We start from the raw sequence: 19,446 nt of genomic DNA, 5'->3' as shown, positions 1-19,446 counted from the left end.
GTTCTGGGCCACGCGCGCCGCTTCGCCTTTGCTCGGCCGCCTCCTGCCGTCACGCGCGATGCGTTCGCTCGTGATCGCCCGCAAGACCGTTTAGTTGCTAGGTCGGACGCTCCTGCTTCTCGATCATGCGCCATAGACGGCGCGCGCCGATCGCGGGATCTCCGATCACCCATCCGATCCGGGCCGCCAGCGACTCGGCGGCGACGATGGAGCGGACCTTGCGGGGCAGCTCGAAGAGAAATCGACGATGGAGCGCGAGGCGTTCGCGCTGACTCTCCGCACCGATCAGCTGCAGCTTCGCCTCATGGTAGGCAAGACACGCCTCCGACATCTCCGCGCGGTGTTTCTCTATGAACCGCACGTGTCCGTCACGGAGCTTCTCTCGCGTGCCGGTCAGCGCTTGAGACCCGTGGTAGACGTAGGTGCACAGCGGCTCCGGCACGACATCGAATCGTCGTTTCTCCGCCAGGCGGAACCAGAGGTCCCAGTCCTCGCACGGCGGCAGCCGTTCGTCGAATCTCACGATGCTCTCGTCGAACGCGCTCCTGCGCAGCGCGATGAAGGAGGCGCCGCCGGCGAAGTCGTTCCACAACAGCCCGCGCGCCGATAGTCGTGTCGGACCCTTCCACACGGTGATCCGCTGCTTGCCCTCGAAGACGATCCGGTAGTGACAGGAAACGGCCCCCACGTCCGGGTGCTCGGTCAGATACCCGACCTGCCGCTCCATCTTGGTCGGGTGCCACATGTCGTCGTCGTCGAGGAACGCGATGAATTCGCCGTTGGCGTGCGTGATCCCGTGGTTCCGCGCCCTGGCCGCGCCGGACGCCTGCGGTTTCCGTAGGTAGCGGATCCGGCGATCATCGGCGGCGAGCGCTTCCACGACGGCCGGAGTCGCGTCCGCCGAACCGTCGTCCACCACGACGATCTCGATGTTGCGGAGGGTCTGCGCGCTCGCGCTTCGGATTGCCGCCGGCAGGCGATCGGCGCGGTTGTGTGTCGGGAGGATGATGCTCACGAGCGGCGGGGTAGTCATAGGCTTGGCCCGAGCGCCGGCGAACCGGCACGCTGCATCGCGCGGGCGTAGATGGCACGGATCCTTGGAACCACAGCCTCCGTGGTGTGGTGCGCGAGGGCGTACCGTCGCCCCGTCTCGCCGAGCCGGCCCGCGATCTCGTCATCGGAAAGGAGCAGGTCCATGGCGGCGGCGAGCGCCTCGGGGGACTCCGGAGGGACGATCAGCCCCCCTCCGCTCTTGTCGACGAACTCCCGGAGTGCAGGATCGTCGCTCACGACGACCGGACGGCCGAGAAGCGCCGCCTCGATCACCGTGATGCCGGCCCCCTCGGGGACCAGTCGCGGGATGGCGGGGGCGACGAGGAGGCGCGCGGCTCCCATGAGCGTGCGGACCTCGTCTTCGGCGAGCCGCCCCAGCATCTGAACGCGATCGCCGAACGGAGCCGCGAGTCTTGACAGCTTGATGGCCTCGGAGCCGTCGCCGGCGATCAGCAAGCGTGCCGTCGGATGTCGCGCCGCTATTCGTCCGAATGCTTCTACGGCGACGTGGGCTCCCTTGTGGGGGCTCAGCCGTCCGACGACGACGACGTCGGTCGATGTCCGGATCGGCGCGGGTTCTTTCGAGGGTGCCGTAGCGAATACGGGAACATGCTCCACGTCCGGGAACCCGGCCGTGCGCAGGCGCCGTGCGATCTGTTCCGATACCGCGACCGCGACGTGGATGCTGCGACTCGCTATGCGGGTGTCGACGACCCCTTTGAGGCGTGCTGCCGCCGCCCGCAAGCCGCGGGCCTGGTCGTCGGGCACACCGAACAACCGAACGTCGTGGACGGTCAGGACGGTCGCCGCGCCCCGAGGGACGCCCAGGACTGATACGGAGAGCTCGCGGAGGATGTTGTGGTGGTGGACGACGTCGGGCCGGAAGTGGGCGGCGACACGCGCAAGCGCGCGACGGGCCAATGGATCCCAAGCGTCGAGGAGGCGTCCGAGACCCCGATGCCTGACCTCGCCCGCGAACAGAGCGGTTTCATCGCCCGCTTTCTGCAGGCCGTCGAGCAGCCGGGCGGCATAGATCTCGGCGCCCCAGCCGGCGCCGAGCGGGAGGTCGTTCACGAAGAGGATGCGCATCGTCCACGGCAGGGCCGCCGGGTCAATGTACCAGGGCTCTTACCGGAGCCGAGCTTGCTCCGGTGATCTCGGCTCGTCCGGAAGGCCTCTCCGCCCCAGTGTCGAATACGCTGGATCTCTATGGTTTCATTGCGCAGGATCCAGAAGGACTGGAACGAATTCGGCAAGACCGATCCGTTGTGGGCCGTGATCACCGCCGACGGTAGGCGCGGGAACAAGTGGGATCTGGACGCCTTCTTCGAAACCGGACGGACCGAGATCGCGCAAGTAATGCAGACGATCGACGGGCTGGGAGTGGCGGTCGCGAAGGGGCGTGCTCTCGACTTCGGCTGCGGGGTGGGCAGGCTCTCCCGGGCACTCGCCGATCACTTCGAGAGCGTCGTCGGGATCGACATCGCTCCGTCCATGATCGAGCTGGCCAACCAGATGAGCTCCGTCGATGGACGGTGCACATACGTGCTCAACGATTCGAACGAGCTTCGCATGCTTCCGTCTGACTCCTTCGACCTCGTGTACTCGAACATCACTCTTCAGCACATGCCTCCGCGATACAGCCGGCGCTACTTCGAGGAGTTCCTGCGGGTAACACGCCCCGAAGGGTTGATCGTGTTCGAGCTGCTTCGGCCTCCCAAGAGCCGGTATCGGAGGGTCCGAGCCATCGCAGGCCGCGTTCGGCATCAGCTCCTGAACCGGCCGTCGATGAGGGCCTATTGGATGACCGAGCAAGCGGTTCGGAGGTTCTTCGAGCGGCGCGGCGCTACGGTCTTCGACGAGGCCACCACGTATGACGACGGACACGCAGAGCGGGTTAGGTACTGCGTCGCACCGCGCAGCGTTAAGCGTTAAGCGTTAAGCGTTCAAGGGGACGGCCCCGTGCTTACGACGGGCCGCGTCGGTGGAGCAGCGCCGGGATCGTGCGGACGAGGAGCCGCATGTCGAGCCACAGCGACCAGTTCTCTATGTACGCGAAGTCGAGCTTGATCATCTCTTCGTAGGTAAGCTCGTTCGAGCCCGAGACCTGCCAGTATCCGGTGATCCCCGGGCGCACGGCGTGACGCTGATTGTCGACCGGCCCGAAGTCCTGTGGCTCCACGGCGAGCGGCCGGGGACCGACGAGCGACATGTCGCCGCGGATAACGTTCCAGAGCTGCGGCAGCTCATCGATCGACAGCCGGCGGATCAGGCGCCCGACCTTCGTGACGCGCGGGTCGTCGTACACCTTGAACAGCAGTCCGTTGCTGACGTTGTGATCGCGGAGATCGATGATCAGCCGCTCGGCGCCGACGACCATAGAGCGGAACTTGAGCATGTGGAAAACGTCGCCGTCGCGGCCGACACGGCGCTGCCGGTACAGGATCGGCCCCCGGTCGAGCACCTTGATGCCCAGCGCGACGAGCCCGAGGATCGGCCCGATCACGAGCATGATCAGCGATCCGACGACGATGTCGAACAGACGCTTGCCCGGGAGGGCTCGGTGATGTTGCGCGATCTTGCCGAGCGAGATCAGCGGCAGCCCGCCGGCCTGCGTGACGAGCCCGGGATGCAGGAAGAACTCGGACATCGGCGGCAGCATCGAGAAGGACACGTCCCCTTCGGATCCCTTCACGCACTCGAGGATCGCCTCGTCGCTGCCGTCGGGCGCGAGCACGACGTGCTCGATGTCGGCGTCGGCGATCGCGCGCGAAAGCTCCTGTGCGGCTGGGAACGAAGGGACGAACCGCGTGTAGCCGTGACCGTTGCCCGTCGGCAACATCGCGACGGGAAGGAGCCCGACCTCCGGGAAACTCATGAGCTTGCGTGAGAGCAGGCGGCCGTGCTTGCTGTCGCCGACGATCAGCGTGCGCCGAAGGCCGATGCCACGGCGGCGAGCCTCGACGAGTGTCAGCCAGGTGAGGAGTCGCATCCCGATGAGCGACGAGGCCGCCACAACTCCGAAACGAACGACGTCCTTGCGCAGCCACAAGCCTATGTCCGGCGCGATGGCGAACGCGACGAGAACCGTGAGAGCCGTCGGCATCCCGATCAGCGAGATCGCCCAGAGGACGCCCTGCGTTTCCAGGGTCGTCCGGAAGCGGTACCAGTTAGAGACGTAAAGGACCGTTATGAGGGCCGCCGTGAGCGGAACGAGCGCTTTCACCGGCACACCGGCCAGCGCGGCGGCGCCGCCGACGGCGAGAGCGTCGATCGGAAGAACCCGCGGCCCATCCGCCCGGTGAACCGTGTCGAGGGCCCGGAGCCAGCGCGGGAACCGCCCGCCGGCCGCGACCGAGGCATGCGTCTTGACCTGCGGCTTTGCAGCGTGAGGCCGCCCGAGGCGTTCCTCTACAGTGCCTGTGGCCATGTCAGTCGTCACGCGTGTCCCCTGTACATGTACGCGGGTTACGTCTGAGCCTTACACGCGGATAACGAATCCCCTTGTCGCTGGATTCGCCGAAGAGCCAAGGAATCCTCTCTAAGCGGCAAGTTCGGGCGACTGTGGGTGATTCAGTCGAGACGGCGAGTGAAGTTGAAATTGTGGCCGCTGCCGGAGCCTCAGATGGTCGACGGGCTAGACTCGCCCTTCGATGCGGCTGGCCGTTTACCATCCCTGGACCTACCTGCAAGGCGGGATCGAGCGGATCCTCGTCGAGCTCTTCCGTCGTAGCAGACACTCCTGGACCCTCTATACCCACCGATTCGAGGCGGAAGGAACGTTCCCGGAGCTATCGCGTAATCCCGTCGTCGAGCTGTCACCGAGAGTGTCGGTGAAGCGGTCTATCGGCCCGCTTGCCCACGCTGCGTGGACGATGGGGAGAGCCCGCCTTCCCGAGGACGGCAGCAGGGCACTTCTGGTCTCCTCGGAAGGGCTGGGCGACTTCATCGTCGCTCGTAACCGCCTGCCCTCGGTCTGCTACTGCCACACGCCGCTCAAGATCTTCCACGACCCGGCGACGAACCAGGCGCTCAAGCGCCGCGATCCTCGTAAGGCGCTCGCCTTATCCCTTCTCGGCCCGGCGTTCAACATCGCCGACCGGCGGATGTGGCGACGCTTCCGGCACGTGTTCGTCAGCAGCGAGGAGATCCGCGGACGCGCCGAGCGCGCCGGCCTGCGCCCGTCGGGTCTGGTCGAGGTCCTTCCGCCCGGCGTCGACCTGGAATGGTTCACCGACGACGGGAACCCTCGCGAGCGGTTCCTGCTCGTCGCCGGACGGGTGAAGTGGTGGAAGAACATCGAACTCGCGATCGCCGGACTTGCCGAAGCGCATCGCCGCGGCTCGACCGCGTCGATGGTGATAGCCGGCGGCGTCGACCCTCTCGACGGGGCGTATCTCGAGGGTCTCCGCGCGCAGGCGCGAGGGTTGCCGGTGACGTTCGAGACGGAGCCGACCCAGGAGCGCTTGCGGGAGCTCTATCGTCGCTGCGCCGCGCTCGTTCTTCCGACATTGAACGAGGACTTCGGCATGGTGCCGCTCGAGGCGATGGCGTGCGGAGCTCCCGTCGTCGCCGTGGACTCCGGCGGCCCGCGCGAGACCGTCGTTCCCGGCGAGACCGGCTGGCTGGTGCCTCCGACGCCGGAAGCGTTCGCCGAGGCGATCGCGCGGGCGACCTCCGGCGAAGGCCCGATCCCCGGCGTTCGCGAGGCCGCACGTGCCCGCGCCGAGCAGTTCACATGGACGAGATTCGTGAACCGTCTCGACGACGTGATGGAGGCGGTCGCGCTACAGGAACCCGAGCGAAGACAGTCCGGCCCGTAGTTGCTCGGCGGCGTCTACCCACCGCCAGTCCGGCGGCCGCCCGGGAACGACCTCGCCGCGGAGCGCGTCGCTCATTGCGCTCGCCCACGCGTCGACGTCTCCGGCGGCCACGAACCGAGCCGCGTCGCCGGTGCTCTCGTGCAGCACGGGGATGTCGGAGACCAGGGCGGGCACCCCGCACGCCAGTGCTTCGACCGGCGGCAGGCCGAATCCCTCGTATCGCGAGGGGAAGACGAGCGCGGCCGCACCCGTTAGGACGGCGCGCAGCTCGGGGCCGTCGAGATATCCGGTGCGACGCACGGTGGGAGCTTCCGGCATGCGAACCGGCGCGAAGTTGGGGTTCGGTCCCCCGACGAGCACCAGGAGATGAGGAGCGTGTCCGACGATCCGGAGATGCGCCGCGACCGCGGTCGCCACGTCCTTGCGAGGATCCGCCCAGCCGACGCAGAGGAGGTACGGGGCGTCGAGCCGAAGGCGGCTCCGCGCGCTCGCGACGGCCTCCGGCGCCGCCGGGCCGAAGCCGTCTTCGAGCGCGTTTCGAACCGTGAACACCCGGTCCGGGGAGAAACCCGAGCGGATGAGCTCCGACCGGATCTGCTCGCTCGGCGAAAGCAGAGCCGAGGCTCGCCGCGCGGAGGCGGAGGCGAGCCGGCCGTAGAGCCGACCGATGCGGCTGAACCACCGTGGATCGACGTCCCACCCCAGGTCGTGAGTCATCAGGATGCTGCGCTTCGCCGCCAGCGGGGCGGTGTTGGCGAGAGAGATGATCGGCCGCCCCCGAGCCGCCCAGGGCAGGACGACCTGCTCCCAAAGGTGCTCACCGACGCGACCCGGCGGCCTCCACGTCCGCCGGTCGGCTCTCGAGTCGTCGGCGTCGTTGGGGGCCACGACCTCGAACGGGATCCCGGCCGCCCGTGCCCCGTCGACGAGCCCTCTGCCGACCCGATGGATGCCGGTCGGGGGACCGAGCATGAACCGGCCGTTCACGACGATCCTCACGTCAGCTCCTCCCCGAGGCGACCGCGGAAGGATACGGGGCGCCGGAGAGCCGTGTCATGGGCAGGAATCCCCCGGAGCGCGACGAAACGGTATGGGCACCAGGGGGGTTGGGATGCGGGGACGCCGGGCCATTCAAGCGGTTTCCGTCATGGCCGTCATCTTGCTCGGGATGTCGGTCCTCGCACCCATGGCGTCGGCGGCCGTCACCGTTCCGTTCGGGTTCGGCGACGAGCTCGTCGCGCCGCTGTTCCAGCCGACCGCGATCGCATTCACGCCCGACGGCCGGATGCTCGTGGCGCAGAAGCTTGGCCAGCTCAGAGTGTTCACCCCCAGCGGGACGTTGCTGGATACGCCCGCGCTCGACGTTTCGTCGAAGCTGTGCGCGAACAGCGAGCGGGGTCTGCTCGGGGTCGCGGTGGATCCGGGCTTCACCACCAACCGCTTCATCTACCTCTTCTACACCTTCAAGAAGTTCACCGGGTGTCCCGTGAACTCGGCGACCGTTCCTGTCAACCGCGTGTCGCGTTTCGTTCTGCCCGCATCCAACGTCGTCGCTCCATCGTCCGAGGTCGTGCTCATCGACAACATCTTGTCCTACGGCGGGTATCACAATGCGGGGGATCTCCGATTCGGCAAGGACGGGAAGCTCTACGTGAGCGTGGGCGATGGTGGGTGCGACTACGCCGGCAACTCGGGATGCGCAACGCTCAACGACGCGGCACGCGACAAGCACGTCATGCTCGGGAAGATCCTGCGCGTGAACCGCGACGGCACGATCCCGCCGGACAACCCGTTCAACGCCATGGCCTCGGCCCGATGCGGCATCACCGGGAGCGCGGCGCCCGGCGTGTGGTGCAAGGAGACGTACGCCTGGGGCCTGCGGAACCCGTTCCGCTTCGCGATGGACCCGGCCGCGGCCGGTGCGCGCTTCTACATCAACGATGTGGGACAGAATCTCTGGGAAGAGATCGACGAGTCCAAGCCCGGAGCCGACTACGGCTGGAACGTCCGAGAGGGCCACTGTAAGACGGGGTCGGTGACCAATTGCGGGCCGCCTCCCGCCGGGATGACGGATCCGATCTTCTCCTACGCCCACACGACGGGATGCAGCTCGATCACCGGCGGAGCGTTCGTGCCGGCCGACAGCGGCTGGCCGGCGACGTACCTCGGAAAGTACCTGTTCGGAGACTTCGTCTGCGGCGGGATCTTCCTGCTCGGCTCGTCCGGCGGCGGGTTCACCATGACGCCGTTCGCGACCGATCTGGGCAACAGCACGGTTGCCCACCTCGAGTTCGGTCCGCCGAACCCGACCCGGTCGCTCTACTACGCCACCTTCCAGGCAGGCGGCCAGATCCGCCGTATCTCCTTCTCTCCCGTCCCGGTCGCGGTGATCGCCGCGGCTCCGACCTCCGGCCCGGCCCCTCTGACGGTGACCTTCGACGGGTCGGACAGCGCCGATCCGGAGGGGCAGGCGCTCACCTACCTGTGGGACTTCGGTGACGGCGACACCGCCACGACCGCAGGGTCCGGCCTGTCGCACACCTACACGGCCGACGGCAGCTACGTCGCGTCGCTGCGTGTCCGCGATACGGAGGGACTCACATCGGATCCCGACACGATCTTGGTCGCGGTGGGAAACACGCCGCCGGTGCCCACCATCGCCTCACCCGCTCAGGGTTCCTACTTCCGTGTCGGCCAGACGCTCACGCTCAGCGGGTCGGCGACGGACGAGCAAGAGGGCGCGGTGCCGGCGTCGCGGCTGACCTGGACCGTGCTCCGGTTCCACGATAATCACACGCATCCGTGGGTCGGCCCCGTGTCGGGCAACAACATCTCCTTCGCGACTCCCGAGCCCGAGGATCTGCAGGCGGCGACCAACAGCCATCTGATCGTGTACCTGACGGCGACCGACTCGGCCGGGCTTTCCAGCACGGTAAGCCGGACCGTGCTGCCCATCAAGGTGCCGCTGACGTTCAACACCAATCCGACCGGCCTGACGCTGAAAGTCGCAGGTCAGACGTTCAAGGCGCTGGTAACGATCACGTCTTGGTCCGGGTGGGCGTTCGAGATCGAGGCCCCGAGCCCGCAGGGCAAGTATCAATTCGTCTCGTGGTCGGACAAGGGCACCCGGGTCCACACGATCACCACGCCCGCATCTCCCACCTGGTACACCGCTCGATTCGTGAAGCTGGCCCTTCAGTAGCGGCGTCCTCGGAAGCTTCGGGGGTCAGCGGCGCAGGAGGGTAAAGGCCCTGGTCGGGCTCGTCACGGGCCCGATTTTTCGACCAGGCGAATGGGCAGGAAACCTTCCGGGGCATGACGAACCAACCGGAATGCTACTGTCCGGTCGGAAATCCTTTCGAGCCTGAGATCGGACCACGTCGGGCGCGACGGGCACCACCCTGGGGAGGGAGCCAACTCATGCACGGGCGTATCCGCGTTTTGCTCCTGGTCGGTAGCATCGTCGCCGCCGGTCTCGGTATCGCGGCGGCGGCTCCATCGCCGGTCCATCCGCTGCCGCACCCGCTTCCCGAGCCGGGCTTCCTCGAGCCCGTCCCGGCGGGGGAGTGCACCTCCACGAACGAGTACGAGACCAAGCTCTGGTCCGGCTACGGGGACAAGTGCAAGCGTCTTCACTTCGTCTTCGGCCCGATCATGGCCAAGCCCGGCCAGAACGACGTCCTCATCGAGCCGGTCACCATCCAGAAGCCGGCATACGACGGATACATCGTTCGGTTCCGGCCCGACCTCGTGGACGTGACCAACCGGCCTCCGCCGATCGAGGAGATCCACCTCCACCACGCGACCTGGCTGAACGTCTACCCGCAGTACGGCAGCGGCCCGTTCTTCGCGGCCGGTGAGGAGAAGACGATCGCCACGTTCCCGCCGGGCTACGGCATGCACGTCGGCGCGACCGATACGTGGCTGCTGCTCTACATGGTCCACAACGCGATCCAGACGCCGCGGCCTGTCTGGATCACCTACGACGTCGATTTCGTCGCGGAGGAAGACGCCGAGGCGCTCGGCATCGTGCCGGTGAAGCCCGTGTGGCTCGACGTGCAGCAGAAGCCGATCGCCCCGGGTGCCACCGACACCGGCGGCAACCCGGTGTTCAACGTGCAGCGCGGATTCGGCGCAACGGACTCGGCGCTCTTCGGTGATCCGGCGATCGGCGCCGGCACCGGACTGCACGTGTGCTCGTGGCCCGAGCAGAACTGCGCGCGCCACGACGTCTACGGCAATGTGACGCCGCAACAGGGCGTCCCGATCACGGTTCCGGGCGCCGATTGGACGGTGACCAAGGACTTCGAGGGGACCCTGATCGGCATCGGCGGCCACCTGCACCCCGGCGGGATCCGCGACGAGGTGTCGCTCGTCCGTGACGGCGTCGAGAAGCCGATCTTCTTCTCCGAGGCCGTCCCGTGGGAGCACAACGACGTCAACGGCAACGGGAAGATCGAGGCCGGCGTCTACGACGAGTTGGACTCGTGGGACTTCTCGATGACGGTGACCGGCTCGACGCTCGGCTGGAAGGTCAAGATCAAAGAGGGCGACATCCTCCGGCTCAACGCGATCTACGACTCCCAGAACGCGTCCTGGTACGAGAACATGGGGATCGTCGTAGCGATGGTCGCTCCGGCCGAGACCGAGCGGGAAGACGCGCTTCACAACGGGCCCGGCGTCGACGTCTTCGACGACAACGTGATCTTGGATCAAGGCCTCCCCGAACTCGCGACGCCGGCTCCGGGTTGGCCGACGCCCTCGTGCACGCCCGACGCAGTGAGCGCGACGAAGCGGCTCTGCCTCCGTGGTCAGGTCACTCACGGACACATGGACGAGGCCAGTAACCACGGAGGCGCCGCGGGAGCGGCTCTTCCGGAGATGTCCGGACAGGTGGTCGACCAGCTCGTGTCGGTCGGGTTCACGTACGGGCAGGCGGACCTCGGTCTCGCGGGGACTATGGGCGTCCCGCAGCTGAAGCTCGGGAAGCCGGCGCGCTTCTGGAACGTCGATTCGCCGCTCGACATCTGGCACACCTGGACCCGCTGCAAGGAGCCGTGTACCGGTGGCACCGGGATCTCGTATCCGATCGCGAATGGCGGCACGGGTGTGAACGACACGATGGACTTCGACTCGACCGAGATCGGCTACGGCCTGTTCTTCTCTCCGGCGAGCGGCCAGCTCGGCGGACCGAACAAGTCGACCGGCGAGGCGCTGCAGGACGGGCTCTTCTGGGACTTCACGCCATCCCAGACAGGCACGTTCTCGCTGTTCTGCCGCATCCATCCGTTCATGCGCGGCGTGTTCCAAGTCGTGGAGTAGGGAGGGAGGAGGATGCATTCAAGCAAGCGCAGGGGGTCCGTGTTGGTAGCGCTCGTTGCGGTGGTCGCCGTGCTTGCGATGTTCACGCCGGCGAGCGCCGCGCCGTCGTTCGTGGTCGCCGGGCCCGGCAACGCCGCTTCGCCGGTTTACTACACGCCGTTCGTTGTCCTGCAGAAGGGCCAGGCGCTCAACTTCGTCAACCTCGACATCGCGCCGCACGACGTCCGCTCGACGAGCGGCCTCTTCTACTCAGCCGTGATCACGATCGGTAAGAAAACCGCGGTGGTGGGCGTGAAGAATCTGAAGAAAGGCTCGTACAAGTTCTATTGCTCGCTCCACCCGATCATGAAAGGCACGCTCCGGGTCATCTGACGTCTCGACACGAGGACGAGTCATGCTCAACTGGAAACGCTCCTGGCCGGATCTGTCCGAAGATTTGCCGCTCGACGTGACGCCGTATTCGAACGGCGAGTTCATCCCGCCGCCGCCGACCGAGAAGCAGAAGCTCATCATGCGGCTGGCCAACGAAGAGTCCGAGCGCCTGCGCCGAAAGATGGGGATGTCGCGCCGGCAGTTCGTGCGCACGGCAGCGGCGTACACCGTCGGTCTGTGGGCGATCAATCAGGTCGGGCTACGGTTCGGAGGCGACGCACGCGCCGACAACACCGAGACGACCGAGCCCTGCGACCTCGAGTGGGAGGGCGCGTCCGGTGTCGCGACGCTCGGCAACATGCCGGGTGAATTCATCTTCGACATCCAAAGCCACCACATCGACGCCAACGGCCTTTGGCGCGTAAGGAACCCGGCCTTCGAGGTGTTCTTCACGGCGGCGTGGTCGCAGGCCGGGCCGACCGGCGGCACGCCGGGGATGCGTCCGGACGGGACGATCCGCGGGTTCGGCGCCGGGGAACTCGACCCGATGGCCAACCTGTCGCGCTACCACTACGTCAAAGAGATGTACCTCGACAGCGCGACGAACATGTGCGTGCTATCGGCCGTGCCGTCGTCGCCCGAGAATCAGCCGTTGCCGATCATGGAGGCCGCGGAGACCGTGGCCATGGTCAACGAGATGGCAGGCGGCACGCAGCGTGCCGTCATGCACGCGTTCGTGATGCCAAACCGCGGCGCGTACGGCTCCAACCAAGCTCCCGTCGGGCCGGACCCGCTGTATATGCAGGAAGAGTTCGATGCGATGGAGGACATCGCCGGCTTGTATGGACCCGACGGCTCGAACATCCTGCGCGGCTGGAAAACGTACTGCCCCTGGGGAGACGTACCGAACGCTTCCGGCTGGATGTTCGACGACCGGGTGGGGGAGGCGTTCATCGCTCAGGTCCGTAACGTCGGCGACACGCTCGGCGCGCCGAAGGTCATCGCGACGCACAAAGGGTTCGCGCTCCCGGGCTTCGACCAGCGGGCAGCGTCTCCCCGCGACGTCGGTCCGGCCGCGAAGCAGAACCCCGACATCGCGTTCATCGTGTACCACTCGGGCTACGACATCGGAGACTCGCAGGGGCCGTACCCGACGCCGAACTTCGTCACGCGGCAGGGACGCGGCATCGACTCGCTGATCAAGAGCCTCATCGACGCGGGGCACGACGCGTCTCACTACGTTCCGGCCGGCAAGACCTTCGGCAACGTCCCGAACGTCTACGCCGAGCTCGGCTCGGTGTGGTCGGGCGTGATGTCGGACCAGTACGAGGCGGCTCATGTGCTCGGCAAGCTCATCAGGTACGTCGGCCCGAAACGCGTCGTGTGGGGGACCGACAGCATCTGGGGCGGATCGCCTCAGGGCATGATCGCGCGGCTCCGCGAGTTCCCGCGCGCCAACGAGACCGAGGCGCTCGAGATCTTCAACAGCTACGGGATGCCGTGGGCGCTGGAAGGCGACATCGAGGACCCGACGGTCAAGGCACCGACGCCGGAACGGACGATCCGTAACGGGATCCTGGGGCGCAACGCCGCCGTTCCGTACGGGATCGACCCGGATATCCAACGCAACGCGATCAACTGCGACGACCTTCATCGGACGCGGGACGACTACGTGGTCGATCTCGGCACGTTGAACGAGTCGGCGCCGATGCGCTCCAACGTCGTCTACGGCTATCGGAGCCGACGCGAGCTGTTCCGCGATCTGGCTTCGAAGCCTTGGGCACCGTAGAGCGATGACGAGACGAGCGGTCTTCCATGTGGCCCTTCTGGCCGTCGCTCTGGCGGCGGTCGTCGTTGCTCCGGGTGCCGGAGTAGCCGCGGCGACGTGCGCGCCGACGACCACCTCGACCGGTGACCCATGGCCCGGCGGTGAGTGGCGGACCTTCGGCCACGACTACGCGAACACGCGCACGCAGCCGCTCGAGACGACGATCGGACCCGCGGAGGCGCGCTCGCTCGCACCGGCATGGACGTTCTCCTCGACCGAAGCCGGCGGGGACGGCGACTTCACCGGTACGCCGATCGTGGCGGACGGATGCGTGTACGTCGGCTCGAACGGCGGCTGGGTGTTCGCGATCAACGCCGACACCGGCGAGCTCGTCTGGAAGACTCAGATGCCGGATGGAGGGGGCATCAACTCATCGCTCGGGCTCGACGGCGGCCGGCTATTCGCCGCCGTGTCGCACGCGTCGCGCAATCCGTGCAACGGGACGGAGTGCGAAGGTCCCTACGTGATCGCGCTCGATCAAGCGACCGGCGCGATCCTGTGGCAGTCGTCCTGGACGCGTACGGACGCCACGACCGTTGACGTCATCGATGATCAGCCGGGCGCGGACGTGTATTCCAGCCCCGTGATCTTCGACGGCGTCGTATTCGAGGGGGTCTCTGGAGGCTCCGCAGAGCTCGGCGACGAGGCCGACCGCTACGCCTTCCAGGGCGGCTTCGTGCTGATCGATGCGGTCACCGGCGTGGTGCTCAAGAAGACTTACACGGTGCACCCGCCGTTGCAGCCGGACGATGAGTTCGCCGGCGCCGGCGTCTGGTCCACGCCCGCGATCGACCCGGACGCGAAGGTCGGGTTCGTCGGCACGGCCAACCCCTTCAAGCCGCAGGGGGAGCACGAGAACGCGAATGCCGTGATCAAGGTGGACCTCGACAAGACGAGCGCGACGTTCGGCGAGGTCGTCGACTCGTACAAGGGCAACGTCGACGAGTACGTGCGCGGGCTCTCGACGCTCCCGTGCTACGACATCCCCGGTAACCCCCCGCCGTACTATCCGCAAGGCATCGGCTCGTGCGGAGACATCGACCTCGATTTCGGCGCCTCGCCCAACATCTTCACGCGCGACGGCGTTCAGTTCGTCGGCGCCGGGCAGAAGTCGGGCGTCTACCACGCGTTCGACGCGGCGACGATGGGGGAGCAGGACGGCTGGACGTCCCTCGTCGGGGCTCCGACTTCCGTCGGCGGAATCGTCGGCTCGACCGCCTACGACGGCGAGTCGATCTACGGTCCGGTCACCGTCCCCGGTTACGTGTGGTCGGTCGGCGCGAACGACGGCGGACTCAACTGGATCGCCCCCATGCTCGACGGCGTGCACTGGGGTCCGCCGGTCACCGTCGCGAACGGCGTGGTCTACTCGCTCGACTTCCGCGGCTTATTGTGGGGCATCGACGCTTCGACCGGGCTCCCCGCCACCGTCATCCCCCTCATCGGCAGTCCGGGCGTGCAGCCTCCGGCCGTCACCTGGGGCGGGGTCAGCGTCGCGCGCAATACGGTTTACGCGACGGTCGGAACGGCGGTCGCTGGGGGAGGCGGGTACGTGCTCGCGTTCCGGCCCAGCTCGGGCGGCGGCGGTGGGTTGCCGTCGCTGCCGCAGCTACCCGCGCTTCCCGGGCTCGGCAATGGGGCCGCCGTGGTTGCCGCGCCGGGCGCCGTCGTGACGACCTACCTGACGCCGGTCGCCGTCGTGCAGGCCGACGACCCCAAACTCACGTTCTTGAACCTCGATATCGCTCCTCACGACGTGGATCACAAGCCGGCGGCGGGCGAGCCTCCGCTGTTCGGTCAGGATCCGATCGGTCTCGGGGGGACGGCGCCGGTGGACTTCTTCGGCCCGCTCGTGGCCGGCACGGTCTACGACTATTACTGCTCCCTCCATCCTGGGATGTTCGGGAAGCTGTTCGCGGTTTAGACTCGGACGGCCTTACGGCAAGGTCTCGCGGGATCCGACGGGGTCGGGTTTTCTCGGCCGTCCTCTCTCTGGCACCTGAAGCTCGAGCCCGCCCTCCTTAATCTCCTCGCACGGCGGATTCGTTCGGCTCCCAGGTGAGTGCAGCGCCTGCTTCGCATTTCAAGCCTTGCCCCGGCTCGCGCGCGGTTAGCGGATCACATCCCGAGGGTAAAGAAAGGCGGACGAAAGGAGGCGAGCCGTGGGCATCGGTGCCAGCATCTTCTTGTTTGCCGTCGGCGCGATCCTGGCGTTCGCCGTCGAGGCGGACACACGCGGGATCGATCTCAACGCCGTCGGAGTCATCCTCATGATCGTCGGGGCGATCGGGCTTCTGCTCTCCATGATGATTTGGAGCAGTTGGTCGCCGTGGTACCGGCGTCGCGACGAGACCGTCATCACCGAAGACGTGCACGAGCCCGTTCACCACCACCACTAGCCCGATCGGACCGGCACCGGGGACCAGAGGCCCGGTGCCGGTCCGTGACCGGGTCCGAAGGAACATGCCTAAGATCGGATACGCGCTCTCGAGCGAAGAGCACGCGGCGGAAGACCTCGTCGCGTTCGCGGCCGCCGCCGAGCAGACCGGCTTCGACTTCTTGATGATCTCGGATCACTATCATCCCTGGATCGATCGTCAGGGACAGAGCCCCTTCGTGTGGGGCGTGCTCGGCGGCATCGCACAGGTCACGGAGCGGATCCCGATCGGCACCGGAGTCACCTGTCCGATCATCCGGATCCATCCCGCGATCGTCGCACAGGCGACCGCCACAGCCGCTGCGCTCCTCCCCGGCCGCTTCTGGCTTGGGCTCGGCACGGGAGAGAACCTCAACGAGCACATCATCGGTGGACCGTGGCCGGCCGGCGACGCGCGGGTCGAGATGCTCGCCGAAGCGATCGACGTAATCCGCCAGCTTTGGTCGGGCGAGCAGACGACCCATCGCGGACGGTACTTCACCGTCGAGCAGGCTCGGGTGTATTCGCTTCCCGAGGAGCCGCCGCCGATCTACGTCGCCGCGAAGGGCGAGCGCGCGACCGAGCTGGCCGGCGAGAACGACGGGCTCATATCGACGGTCCCCGACGACGACGTCGTCCGCCGGTTCGCGAAGGCGGGCGGAGAGAACAAGCCGCGGATCGGGATGCTCCATGTGTGCTGGGCCGCCGACGAGAAGACTGCGCGCAAGACGGCGCGCAAGTGGTGGCCGAACAGCGCGCTCCCCGGCGAGCTGTCGGTCGAGCTTCGCCTGCCACGCCATTTCGAGCAGGCTTCGGAGCTCGTATCCGAGGAAGATGTCTGCAAAGAGCTCACGTGCGGGCCGGATCCCGACCGGCACCTCGAAGCGATCCGCACCTACACGGACGCGGGATACGATCACGTGTACGTCCATCAGATCGGGCCGGATCAGCGCGGATTCTTCGCGTTCTATGAGCGAGAGATCCTGCCGCGCTTCCGGAACTAGGCCGCGCGGCGGCGAGGCTTCCGTTTCGCTACTTTCAAGCTCTTGCGGAGCGCATCCTCGACCGGGGGCAGAGATCCCGGGAGGCGCTTCAGGAACGCCAGCAGGGTCGCCTCGTCCGGGCGCAGCCGGTCGTCCGGTTCGGAACCGTTCTTCCTCGCCCGCAGTCTGGGCAACGTCGCGAGCGACCCGTCGAGGTAAGCGTCGACGATCGCGGGGTGCACGTAGCACGCGCGGCACACCGCGACCGTGTTCCCCAGCGTGGATGCGACCGTCTCGATCGCGCCGAGGATGTTGGTCTTCGCTTCGCGCTCAGACGTCGCCGGCGCAGCGTCTCGCAGTGCGCGCAACGCCAGCACCGTTCCCGCCCAGGTGCGGAAATCCTTCGCCGTGAAGTCCTCGTCGGTCGACGCCCGGAGGTAGGCATTCACGTCCTCGGAGTCGATGAGGCGGCGCTCGCCCGACTCATCGAGGTACTGGAAGAGGTGCTGGCCGGGGATCTCTTGACAGCGCTTGAGTATGCGCGCGACCCGTTGATCGCGAAGGTCGACCGTATGCATCTTGCCGCTTTTGCCGCGGAACTCGAACCGGATCGTCGAGCCCGACACGTCGACGTGACGGTCTCGCATCGTCGTCAACCCGAACGACCCGTTGTCCTTGGCGTAGCGCGTGTTGCCGACACGGATATACGTGAGGTCGATCAGGCGAACGACGGTCGCGAGAACTTTTTCGCGCGGGAGGCCCGGCAGGTTCATGTCCTCCCGGACGTGCTTGCGGATCTCCGGCAGGGCTTCACCGAACGCCGCCATGCGCTCGTACTTCGTCTGATCGCGGGTCTGCCGCCAGGCTCGGTGGTAGCGGTATTGCTTCCGACCACGCGCGTCCCGGCCCGTCGCCTGGATGTGTCCGCGAGGAGACGAGCAGATCCACACATCCGTCCAGGCGGGCGGCACGGCGAGCGCCTTGATGCGGCGAAGGTCCGCCTTATCGCTGATCGTCTTGCCGTCGGGGCCGGCGTAGGAGAAGCCTCGGCCGGAACGTTTACGACGGATCCCCGGGGCTTCATCGACGACGTAGACCAGGCCGGCGTCGCGCGCGGCTTCGACGGCCGGATCCTCCACCGGCGCACGTGTCGTCCGCTGAGTCCGATTCGTCTTCTTCGGCATGGTCTCGTCTCCGGATGAGGCTCGGCTTCCTTTCCCAGCCGGGGCGTTTTCGAAGCGTCGTCACTCTGTGCGTGTGAGCATGACCGGATCGTGGTAGGTATCCGGGATCGTTCGCTCCTTCGGCCCGGGAGGACTCGTGGACACCGCGTTCCACACGAAGCTCGAGCACGACGATCTTGCTTGGACCGTGGTGTGCGGAGGTGAGCTCGACGTCGCAACCGCGATGCGTCTCGAGGAGGCCTTCGACCTCTGCGAGCAGATGCTGCCCCGATCCATCCATATCGACGCTCGCGACGTGACCTTCATCGATAGCACCGGGATCACTTCGCTGATCCATTGTGCTCACCGGTGCAACGAGGAAGGGATCGGCTTCAGTCTGGACCCCAGCGAGCAGGTGAGGGCCATCCTGCACGAGGCAGGGATCGCGGAGCGCCTCCTGTTGGGGCGGCCCTCCGCTCCGACCCCCGCCTGAGCGGCGCGTCGGCGACGAACCGTCATCCACGGCATACTGCCGGGCGGATGAAGCTGCCGGTGATGCCGCCCGTGAAGCCGATGCTGGCCAAGCTCGTGACCGAGATCCCCGAAGGCGCCTTCTACGAGCCCAAGTTCGACGGCTTCCGGTGCGTCGTGTTCCGGGACGGTGACGACATAGAGCTCGGCAGCCGGAACGAGCGGCCGTTGAACCGGTACTTCCCAGACGTGATCGGCGCGCTGAAACGAGCGGTGCCGCTGCGATGCGTACTCGACGGCGAGATCGTGCTCATGGCAGACGGGCGTCTGGACTTCGAGGCGCTGCAGCAGCGCATCCATCCGGCCGCTTCCCGGGTCGCGATGCTCGCCCGCGAGACACCGGCATCGTTCATCGCTTTCGACCTGCTCGCTTTGGGCGAGGAGTCCATGACCGACCGGCCGTTCTCCGACCGCCGGCGCGCGCTCGAGGAGGCGCTTGCCGGCGCGAAGCCACCCGTGTACGTGATCCCTGCGACGTCGTCCATCGAGGAGGGACGGGATTGGTTCGACCGGTTCGAGGGCGCCGGCGTCGACGGGATCATCGCCAAGCCGCCCTCGATCAGATACGTGCCGGACAAGCGGGTGATGTTCAAGATCAAACACGAGCGAACCGCGGACTGCGTCGTCGCAGGCTACCGGCCCTACAAGAGCGGCGATGGGATCGGCTCGCTCCTCCTCGGGCTCTACGACGGCGACAACCTGTGGCCGGTCGGCGTTGCCGCGTCGTTCGCGGCGGCGTTCCGCAAGAAGCTCGTCGAGGAGCTCGAGCCGTACCGATCGGCGAAAGGCGATGCGCACCCATGGGCTCACGTGGGGCGAGCTCGTCGCGGGGTTGGTCGACCTCGCTCGCCGCGGTCGACCGGGCATCGGCCCGCTCCGGGAGGTGGTCGACCGGCACTATGGCCAGATCGTTGGAGACAGTCGTACCGAGGACAAGGCGTTCCAGATCCTGGTC

At 67.0% G+C, this 19,446-nt stretch carries 16 protein-coding genes; 11 read left to right on the top strand and 5 right to left on the bottom strand.

Going from position 1 to position 19,446, the window contains the following annotated elements:
• Window positions 1-97 precede the first annotated feature (97 nt).
• Both WEB06_20830 and WEB06_20825 read right to left on the bottom strand, forming a co-directional pair.
• On the bottom strand, window positions 98-1,033 hold the full coding sequence (locus tag WEB06_20830; GenBank protein ID MEX2558065.1) for a glycosyltransferase family 2 protein: 936 nt from the start codon (window positions 1,031-1,033) through the stop codon (window positions 98-100).
• Entirely contained in the window at window positions 1,030-2,142 is a 1,113-nt protein-coding gene (locus tag WEB06_20825; protein ID MEX2558064.1) for a glycosyltransferase family 4 protein, read from the bottom strand. Before WEB06_20825 ends, WEB06_20830 begins: the two co-directional genes overlap by 4 nt.
• Window positions 2,143-2,262: 120 nt before the next feature.
• On the opposite strand from WEB06_20825, the gene WEB06_20820 reads away from it, so the two are divergent.
• The gene (locus WEB06_20820) at window positions 2,263-2,988 is read left to right on the top strand and encodes a class I SAM-dependent methyltransferase (GenBank protein MEX2558063.1); all 726 of its coding nucleotides are present in this window, start codon (window positions 2,263-2,265) and stop codon (window positions 2,986-2,988) included.
• 31 nt (window positions 2,989-3,019) lie between these two features.
• Here the strand turns inward: WEB06_20820 and WEB06_20815 are convergent, their stop codons facing one another.
• Window positions 3,020-4,495, bottom strand: a complete 1,476-nt coding sequence (locus tag WEB06_20815) for a sugar transferase (GenBank protein ID MEX2558062.1) — start codon at window positions 4,493-4,495, stop codon at window positions 3,020-3,022.
• Between the two features lie 211 nt (window positions 4,496-4,706).
• On the opposite strand from WEB06_20815, the gene WEB06_20810 reads away from it, so the two are divergent.
• Window positions 4,707-5,876, top strand: coding sequence for a glycosyltransferase (locus tag WEB06_20810; GenBank protein MEX2558061.1), 1,170 nt, complete (start codon window positions 4,707-4,709; stop codon window positions 5,874-5,876).
• Here WEB06_20810 and WEB06_20805 read toward each other — a convergent pair.
• Window positions 5,841-6,875, bottom strand: a complete 1,035-nt coding sequence (locus WEB06_20805; GenBank protein MEX2558060.1) for a glycosyltransferase family 1 protein — start codon at window positions 6,873-6,875, stop codon at window positions 5,841-5,843. The genes WEB06_20810 and WEB06_20805 overlap by 36 nt on opposite strands.
• Before the next feature lie 148 nt (window positions 6,876-7,023).
• Between WEB06_20805 and WEB06_20800 the strand changes: the two genes are divergently transcribed.
• From WEB06_20800 to WEB06_20770, 7 genes are all read left to right on the top strand, one after another.
• Window positions 7,024-9,078: a PQQ-dependent sugar dehydrogenase gene (locus WEB06_20800; GenBank protein ID MEX2558059.1), complete on the top strand. Its 2,055-nt coding sequence runs from the start codon at window positions 7,024-7,026 to the stop codon at window positions 9,076-9,078.
• A gap of 218 nt (window positions 9,079-9,296) precedes the next feature.
• Window positions 9,297-11,198, top strand: coding sequence for a hypothetical protein (locus WEB06_20795; GenBank protein ID MEX2558058.1), 1,902 nt, complete (start codon window positions 9,297-9,299; stop codon window positions 11,196-11,198).
• Window positions 11,199-11,240: 42 nt separating this feature from the next.
• Window positions 11,241-11,570: a cupredoxin domain-containing protein gene (locus WEB06_20790; GenBank protein ID MEX2558057.1), complete on the top strand. Its 330-nt coding sequence runs from the start codon at window positions 11,241-11,243 to the stop codon at window positions 11,568-11,570.
• Window positions 11,571-11,592: 22 nt separating this feature from the next.
• Window positions 11,593-13,359, top strand: a complete 1,767-nt coding sequence (locus WEB06_20785; GenBank protein ID MEX2558056.1) for a hypothetical protein — start codon at window positions 11,593-11,595, stop codon at window positions 13,357-13,359.
• A 4-nt stretch (window positions 13,360-13,363) separates the two neighbouring features.
• The gene (locus tag WEB06_20780; protein ID MEX2558055.1) at window positions 13,364-15,322 is read left to right on the top strand and encodes a PQQ-binding-like beta-propeller repeat protein; all 1,959 of its coding nucleotides are present in this window, start codon (window positions 13,364-13,366) and stop codon (window positions 15,320-15,322) included.
• A 238-nt stretch (window positions 15,323-15,560) separates the two neighbouring features.
• Window positions 15,561-15,797 (top strand): DUF6458 family protein, encoded by a 237-nt coding sequence (locus WEB06_20775; GenBank protein MEX2558054.1) that lies wholly within the window; start codon window positions 15,561-15,563, stop codon window positions 15,795-15,797.
• A 64-nt stretch (window positions 15,798-15,861) separates the two neighbouring features.
• Window positions 15,862-16,818 carry a TIGR03557 family F420-dependent LLM class oxidoreductase gene (locus WEB06_20770; GenBank protein ID MEX2558053.1) on the top strand — a complete coding sequence of 319 codons (957 nt, stop codon included), beginning with the start codon at window positions 15,862-15,864 and terminating at the stop codon, window positions 16,816-16,818.
• Here the strand turns inward: WEB06_20770 and WEB06_20765 are convergent.
• A complete protein-coding gene (locus tag WEB06_20765; GenBank protein MEX2558052.1) occupies window positions 16,815-17,981 on the bottom strand; it encodes a DNA topoisomerase IB in 1,167 nt (388 codons plus the stop codon). The two genes, WEB06_20770 and WEB06_20765, sit on opposite strands and share 4 nt — an antisense overlap.
• 136 nt (window positions 17,982-18,117) lie before the next feature.
• Here WEB06_20765 and WEB06_20760 point away from each other — a divergent pair, with 136 nt between their 5' ends.
• Window positions 18,118-18,453 carry an STAS domain-containing protein gene (locus tag WEB06_20760; GenBank protein MEX2558051.1) on the top strand — a complete coding sequence of 112 codons (336 nt, stop codon included), beginning with the start codon at window positions 18,118-18,120 and terminating at the stop codon, window positions 18,451-18,453.
• Between the two features lie 47 nt (window positions 18,454-18,500).
• Window positions 18,501-19,446: ATP-dependent DNA ligase (locus WEB06_20755; protein MEX2558050.1), on the top strand; the 946-nt coding region annotated here is incomplete at its 3' end.

The sequence above is a fragment of the Actinomycetota bacterium genome (genome assembly GCA_040905475.1).
Lineage (GTDB): Bacteria > Actinomycetota > AC-67 > AC-67 > AC-67 > DATFGK01.
This window is presented reverse-complemented; position numbering and strand designations above follow the sequence as displayed.